Raw genomic sequence first — 7,387 nt, 5'->3', positions numbered from 1 at the left:
TCATTTGGGAGACATGGCCTTTTCCATTGCTGGTCCGACCAAGAGTTGTGTCATGGAATAGAACTGGCTGTCTATCGGCCGTCAACTTAACGTCAAATTCGACACACTTTACCCCCAGATCCGCTGCCTTATTGATCGACGCCCGGGAATTTTCAGGCGCATAACCGCACGCCCCCCGGTGACCAATTACCCAGGGCATTTGATCATCCTTTGAACCTTGATTCATGCTCCGCAACCTTTTTTGACCCATTATGATTGTCGCACACCCATTTAAGGGTTCTAATTAAAGCGTGACCAGAAATATAAACGTGAGGATGTCAGATGGCCAATTCGTTGAAGCAGCAATCGCTCGACTATCACATGCTTCCCATCCCCGGAAAACTTTCCGTCGTCGCCCGGAAGCCGCTCGCCAATCAGCATGATCTCTCACTCGCGTATTCCCCAGGTGTCGCCTTTGCCTGCGAAGCCATAGTTGAGGACCCTGCGAATGCCGCCTTAATGACGGGACGGCAAAACTTAGTCGGGGTTATTACCAACGGCACAGCAGTCCTGGGCCTTGGCGCGATCGGCGGACTGGCCTCCAAGCCCGTCATGGAAGGCAAAGCCGTCTTGTTTAAGAAATTTGCCGGTGTGGATGTTTTTGATATTGAAATCGAAGAACGTGATCCGCATAAACTAGTCGAAATTATCAAATCTCTGGAACCCACCTTCGGAGCCATCAACCTTGAAGATATCAAGGCCCCGGAATGCTTTATCGTGGAGAGCGAACTCCGCAAACAAATGAAAATACCGGTCTTCCATGACGACCAACATGGCACCGCGATTACCGTCAATGCGGCTATTTTCAATGCGCTTCGGGTCGTTGATAAGCCGATCGAAAAAGTAAAAGTCGTCTCCACCGGTGGCGGCGCAGCAGGTGTCGCGTGCCTAAACCTGCTGGTCAGCTTGGGCCTGCCAATTGAACAGATCCACCTGATCGACCGGGTCGGGCTGGTCTACAAGGGCCGCACCGAAGAAATGGACGACCTAAAAGCTAAGTTCGCCCAGGATACTGACGCTCGATCCTTGGATGACGTCATCGATGGTGCTGATATCTTTCTGGGTCTTTCGGCACCAAAGCTACTAACCGGCGATATGGTTAAACGGATGGCGGACAAACCGATCATTATGGCGCTCGCCAATCCAGAACCCGAAATTACCCCAGAGGAAGCCAAGGCCGCAAACCCAGATGCCATCATTGCCACAGGCCGATCGGACTATCCCAACCAAGTCAACAATGTCTTGTGCTTCCCGTTTATCTTTCGCGGTGCCTTGGATGTCGGCGCGACCACCATCAACGAAGAAATGAAAATCGCCTGCGTCAAAGCCATCGCTGATTTAGCCATGGCTGAATCATCAGAAATTGTGGCGGCAGCCTATGCTGGTGAGGAGCTAAAATTCGGGCCTGAATATCTTATTCCCAAACCCTTCGATCCGCGTTTGATCATCGAAGTTGCGCCGGCCATCGCTAAAGCCGCCATGGACAGCGGTGTTGCGACCAAGGAAATTGAGGATTTCGATGCATACCGAGATACGCTGCACGAATTCGTCTTTAAGTCCGGCCAATTAATGCGTCCGATCTTCTATCGCGCCTCACAAGACCCCAAGCGCATTGTTTACGCGGAAGGCGAAAGCAAGCGCGTGCTGCGCGCGGTCCAGTCCTTGGTCGATCAGAAAATGGTCAAACCGATTCTGATCGGTCGACCCGATGTTGTTCAAATGAGAGTAGACGGCTTAGGGCTCAGGCTGAAACAAGGCGTTGATTACGAAATCTGCGACCCGCAGGATGATCCCCGTTACGGCGATTACTGGCGGCAATATCACAGCCTTATGGAACGCAAAGGCGTTTCGCCTGACGCGGCCCGAACAATCATCCGCACCAATACGACGGCAATTGCCTCAATCATGCTCAAACGGGGCGAAGCCGATGCCATGATTTGCGGCACCTACGGTCAGTATGATTGGCACTTGCGTTACGTGATGGACATCATCGATAAGCAAGAAGGGGTTGCCAATGTGTCGGCACTAAGTGTCCTGTTGCTTTCCAAGGGAACATATTTCTTCTGCGATACCCATGTCACCCCGGACCCCACTGCTGAACAACTGGCGGAAATGACGATCTTGGCCGGCGACGAAATTCGCCGCTTCGGCATTACACCAAAGGTTGGGCTATTGTCCCATTCGAACTTCGGGTCCCATCATTCAGAACGGGCTGTAAAAATGAGCGAGGCGGTCAAAATTATTCGCAAACTTGCGCCTGAGTTAGAAGTCGAAGGTGAAATGCAGGGGGATGTTGCTTTAAATGAAGAAATTCGAGATCGTGTATTCCCGAATTCTCAGCTGGAAGGCCGGGCGAACCTGTTAATTATGCCGACCCTAGGGGCGGCTAATATTTCATTCAATTTGGTAAAGTCTTTGGGTGAAGGACTATCCGTCGGCCCGCTGCTGATCGGTACAGCGCAACCAGCCCATGTGGTCACACCAGCAATATCAGCGCGGGGCATTGTGAATATCAGTGCACTGGCAGTTGTCGATGCCCAGTCATCGGAAAACGAACAACGCGAATTACTCTAGCTTATTTACCAATCGTTCCGAAGTTCGCGAAGTTTCAAGAACGCTGTCTTCTCGTCAATTTGGTCGGGAAGGTCTGGAAACGCCTCTCTCAGTTTTTTGAGCATGGAGGGGCTGTGCAGCCGGAAGAAAGTATTGATTTCTTTCTCCAATCCCAGGGTCGAAACAAGGGCTTCATTTGTGTCTTGTCCGTCCACGTCTTTTAGGAGTTCCGCCGCCCGCGCATTATCGGGTTCCCGGTCGAGCGTAAATTCAAGATTATTGGAGATATAGTCGTGGCCTGGATAGATCAACGTCTCGTCCGACAGTTTTGCCAACTGCGTGGCAAAGGTATTGTAGAGATCTTCCGGGTGCCCACCACCTTTGCAGTGTCCTGCACCCGCATTAAACAAGGTATCGCCACAAAACAATGCCGGTCGGTCACCGTGCGCAAGCAGGCAAACGTGGCTCATGGTATGGCCCGGCGTATCCAGTGATTCCAATTCCACCGACTTGCCGATTTTGACGACATCGCCAGCGCCCAGGCCGATGTCTATACCGGGGATTTTGTCCTTGGCATTTTTGTGGGCCAGCAGCTTCGCACCAGTTGCCGCAAACATCGCACCATTTCCACCGGTGTGGTCACCATGTTCATGGGTGTTGAGAATATGGGTAATCGTCCAGCCTCGATCCTTGGCCAAGCCGAGACACTTTTGATGATCCAAGGGATCAATGGCGAGAGCCTCGCCGGTTTCTTCACAGGCAACCAAGTAGTTAAAGTTACGATAGGCGTTGCCAGTCCAAATTTGTTCGATAATCATGAAGTCGTCTCATCTGTAAGCGGTGGGAGTTAACGTTCCTGCATGGCCGCATTCATGGAATTCAAGAACGGGCTGATAATATATTCTAACACGGTACGGCTGCCGGTATGTATGCTGGCCGACACCTGCATACCCGGAAATAATTGATAGCGCAAATTGCCCTTCTGGAAGTGATCCTGATCGGTTTCGATACGCACTTTATAAAATGGCTCGCCGTCTTCGGATACCAACGTATCGGGACTGACCGTCGTGACCTTCCCTTCCAAACCGCCAAACCGCATGGCATCCATGGACGCCAGCTTGATCATCGCCAGTTGGCCGACTTGAACATAGCCGATATCCTGCGTCGGCAACTTGGCCTCAATTACCAATCGATCCCCTGCGGGAACAATATCGGCGACAGAATCCCCAGGCTTCAGCACCCCGCCTACAGTCGCCAGGTGAAGAACATTGACCACGCCATCCACCGGCGAGCGGAGAATCGTTCTTTGTAAATTGTCTTCAAACTTCAGGACACGCTGGGTTAGCTCTTCAAATTGCAGGCGGGTGGCGTCCATTTCTTTGTTGGTTTCAACGGATCGTTCATTTTTAATATTTTGTAGTTTTGACTGCGCTTCAACCAGTGCCGACCGTGCGCCCGTCAAGGATTCCTTATCCTCTGAATTCTGGCCCCTCATTTTTGCTGCGTCCTTTAGCAGGTTCAGGTGCTGATAGCGGTTCGTCAGTTCTTCTTTCAGCAATTCTTCGCTGATAGAAACTTGTTCGTTTAGAAGTTTCAATCTGACTTTTCGGTTTTTGATCCGAGCCTTGATTTCCCGGATATCCTGTTTGCGCTGGATAATTTTCTCATTTTGACTGGTGATGAGGCCTTTGTCTTTCTTCTTCCGCGCATAAAACCTTTTCAGGGCCTGCGACACCATCTGCGGATACTTCTTTTTCATTTCACCGGTAAAGCTCGGTCTAGCCTGATCGGCCAACTCTGCCTTTAACCACGCCATGGTCACTTGCAGGGACGCCATCCGCACTCGTAACTCGCCCAGTTCAGCATCGCGGGCAGTGGGTTCTAGTTCTACAAGAGCCTGGCCTTTCTTCACCAGCATACCTTCCCGGACAAGAATTTGCCGGACGATCCCGCCTTCCAAATGCTGAATGGTTTTAACTTGGCTGGACGGGATGACCTCTCCCGTGGTCATGCTGACGATATCGAGCGTCCCTTTGTAAGACCAATACCCAAACGCGAGACAAGCCGTTACAGACAAGATCAAGAACATATGCGTCGCCGTACTGATGGGTTCTGGCTTTGGTGCATCATCTGTCAGTGGATTGTTCATTCGGCAGCTCCCTTTGCTGCAACTTCAGTAGCGTTTTCTTCCGCTTTATCAGGCGCTTTATCAGGCGCTTTATCAGGCGCTTTATCAGGTACCGCGCGGGGCAGAGTAGTGACTTTAGGCGTCGGCTTGAAGTTCAAATCAATCACCGTATGCGCCGCTTTTAAAATATTTTGATCATGGGACACGGCAATAATGGTCCGCCCGGCCTTCGACAGTTCGTTTAGAAGACGGTAGACCGCCTGACACCCATCCGTATCCAGACCTTCCGTCGGCTCATCCACAATTATTAATTTTCCATTCGTCGCTAAAGCCCGCGCAAAGGCCAGTCGCCGCCGAATTCCCACTGATAAACGGCGCCCATTTTCGATAATCGGCGTATCGAAGCCTTGGGTGCTTTCATCCAGGAAATTTCTCAGTCCGACCGCCTCGATGACCTTATTCAACCCCGCCATATCGATGTCTGGATTTGTGATTTTAAGGTTCTCTTCAAACGTTGCATTCAGGAACGTCGGTTCCTGCGGCAGGTAAATGATCTGTTTTCGCCACCACTCAGGGGCGACCTGACGCAAATCCAGCCCGTCGGCCAGAATTTGCCCCCGTGTCGGTTCCAATAATCCAACGGCAACCCGAGCCAAGGTCGTCTTGCCGGTAGAGTTGGATCCAACGACGACGATGATCTGACCGGGCTCAATTTCCAAATTCAGCGACTCAAAGAGTGGCGTACTGGAACCATGATGCGCGAATGCTACGTCACGCAATGAAAGACCGCCATGGTAGTTCGCTTTTGCGGTGCCTGTTTGTGGTTCCAAGGGGACCATTGAAAATTGTTTATAAAGTTCGAGCGCTTGTTTCGCCTTTGCGAACGTCGCACCCAAACTGGAGAATTTGGAAATCGGCTGTAAGGCGCGGGCGGCAAGAATATTGGCACCGATCATCACGCCGATATCCATCAACCCCTTCACTGCTAAAAGTGCGCCGACGGAGATAACAACAACACTGAGCAGAGACGCCGCGGTGTGGGTCACTGTCTGGTTCAGCCCCATGCCTGAAGCTATTTTTTGTCGCACTGTTTGAATGGTCGAATTCTTTTCAGCCATGTTCTTGCGGAGATAAGCGCCCGCATTAAACGCTCGAACCGTATCAATTTCCTTGAGGGCCGTCCCCAACACAGCATTCCCATGGGCACCCGCTTCCATGAGTTTTTTGGTTTTCTTGCGAACAGACGAGGCCCCTACAGCGCCCGAAATAAAGACGAAAATGAGAAACAGGAGCACGACACCGGCAATTACCGGACTCAAGAGATAAAGCACAAATACGAACAGCATTGCGAACGGGACATCTAGAACCGCTGTGACGTTATTCGCGTTATAGGCAGCTTCCAATGACGCCGCACCATTGACCATTTCACTGCGAATTTCTGGGGGAACTTGTTCGATGGCAGCCGTCTTCGCCTGGGTGAGGATCGCAAATCCACTGGCGGCAGCTTTGGCATCCGGACCGGCGCTGATCCCATCGGCCAGGCGCATGCGGACTTGGCGAAAACCAAACTCTAACCCGACCGCCAATAACACGCCTGTCATCAACGTTATCAAGGTCGCATCCACGCCTTGGTTGACGTATCGGTTGAGGACTTGGATAACGAACAGCGGACTGGCCAAGGCCAATAAATTGACGAACAGAGACGCCAGCCCCAACTCAATGGCGACGCCGGGTCGTGCCAACAAACGTGCAAGCAGTTCCTTCATCTATCAACCGAGCCAATTAAGCGGCTTTTATCCTTTGTTTCCCCTGTCGGGATTTTACCCGAAATAACCTTAACACACCTTATTCAAGGTGCGAAGTTTCTCTCAAGGGAAAGCGGCAGCAAACGAAAGTGAGCTTAGAATTCCGACCACATCCGCATCAGGTTGCCGTGGGTTTTTGCTAAAATTCGTGCTTCATCACTATCGGGAGAACTCTTACTCACCAACCCGGCCGCCATATCCAATTCTAGCAACAATTGGCGCTTTTCTGACTCCAAAATGATACTTTGAATCCACGTAGCCGCTACCAAACGAACGCCCTTAGTGACTTCTTGAATTGAGTGCAGAGCACTGCCTGGATAAACCACCGCATGGCCCGCTTCCGGCTTGAAACTGATATCCCCAACTTCGGATTTAACCGCAAGCTCGCCACCTTCATAGTCGTCAGGCTCACTCAAGAAAATCACACACGCAATGTCAGTTCGCACCGGTGGTGCGCTTCCCATAACCGGGTGGTCCGTGTGCGGGGTGTAAGACATCCCCTTTTCATACTTGCAATAGCTGGGGGCGAGAATTTTCTTAGGCAGACACCCAGACCGAATTGCCGGGGCTTGCCCCAGTTGACCAATTATAATCTGATCTATCTCAGAAATATCGCCAGACTTCTCTCTGTCCAACTGCAAATTATTTTTTGCAGCAGCGGCCGGGCCGACGACGGTTGTCTTACCATCCAAGTACTTCGCCTTGTCCAGCGCTTTGGTCACGGTTTTCACTTGGTCTTTATCCAGAAGTTCCGGAATTTGTATAAACATTTAAGCTTATCCCCACGGTTTTAGGCTGACAGATTCAGGCCCACGGTTTCAGGCGCACGTGTAAACTACAAGGCCTGTGGTTTCTTTTTTAT

The 7,387-nt window shown here is 51.3% G+C and carries 6 protein-coding genes; 1 reads left to right on the top strand and 5 read right to left on the bottom strand.

What is annotated here, in order from left to right; translation table 11 throughout:
* Window positions 1-226: glycerophosphodiester phosphodiesterase (locus tag HOM51_10425; protein MBT5034921.1), on the bottom strand; the 226-nt coding region annotated here is incomplete at its 3' end.
* Between the two features lie 95 nt (window positions 227-321).
* On the opposite strand from HOM51_10425, the gene HOM51_10420 reads away from it, so the two are divergent.
* Window positions 322-2,613, top strand: a complete 2,292-nt coding sequence (locus tag HOM51_10420; GenBank protein MBT5034920.1) for an NADP-dependent malic enzyme — start codon at window positions 322-324, stop codon at window positions 2,611-2,613.
* Window positions 2,614-2,618: 5 nt separating this feature from the next.
* Here the strand turns inward: HOM51_10420 and HOM51_10415 are convergent, their stop codons facing one another.
* From HOM51_10415 to HOM51_10400, 4 genes are all read right to left on the bottom strand, one after another.
* Window positions 2,619-3,410, bottom strand: coding sequence for a hydroxyacylglutathione hydrolase (locus HOM51_10415; protein MBT5034919.1), 792 nt, complete (start codon window positions 3,408-3,410; stop codon window positions 2,619-2,621).
* A gap of 29 nt (window positions 3,411-3,439) precedes the next feature.
* The gene (locus tag HOM51_10410; GenBank protein MBT5034918.1) at window positions 3,440-4,741 is read right to left on the bottom strand and encodes an HlyD family type I secretion periplasmic adaptor subunit; all 1,302 of its coding nucleotides are present in this window, start codon (window positions 4,739-4,741) and stop codon (window positions 3,440-3,442) included.
* Window positions 4,738-6,486 carry an ATP-binding cassette domain-containing protein gene (locus tag HOM51_10405; GenBank protein ID MBT5034917.1) on the bottom strand — a complete coding sequence of 583 codons (1,749 nt, stop codon included), beginning with the start codon at window positions 6,484-6,486 and terminating at the stop codon, window positions 4,738-4,740. Before HOM51_10405 ends, HOM51_10410 begins: the two co-directional genes overlap by 4 nt.
* Window positions 6,487-6,620: 134 nt before the next feature.
* Window positions 6,621-7,295, bottom strand: coding sequence for a Fe2+-dependent dioxygenase (locus tag HOM51_10400; protein MBT5034916.1), 675 nt, complete (start codon window positions 7,293-7,295; stop codon window positions 6,621-6,623).
* Window positions 7,296-7,387: the final 92 nt, after the last annotated feature.

The sequence above is a fragment of the Rhodospirillaceae bacterium genome (genome assembly GCA_018660465.1).
Classification (GTDB): Bacteria; Pseudomonadota; Alphaproteobacteria; order Rhodospirillales; family JABJKH01; genus JABJKH01.
This window is presented reverse-complemented; position numbering and strand designations above follow the sequence as displayed.

Coding starts and splice junctions, on each gene's coding strand:
- HOM51_10420 (MBT5034920.1), top strand. CDS start 322: ATGGCCAATTCGTTGAAGCAGCAATCGCTCGACTATCACATGCTTCCC.
- HOM51_10415 (MBT5034919.1), bottom strand. CDS start 3,410: ATGATTATCGAACAAATTTGGACTGGCAACGCCTATCGTAACTTTAAC.
- HOM51_10410 (MBT5034918.1), bottom strand. CDS start 4,741: ATGAACAATCCACTGACAGATGATGCACCAAAGCCAGAACCCATCAGT.
- HOM51_10405 (MBT5034917.1), bottom strand. CDS start 6,486: ATGAAGGAACTGCTTGCACGTTTGTTGGCACGACCCGGCGTCGCCATT.
- HOM51_10400 (MBT5034916.1), bottom strand. CDS start 7,295: ATGTTTATACAAATTCCGGAACTTCTGGATAAAGACCAAGTGAAAACC.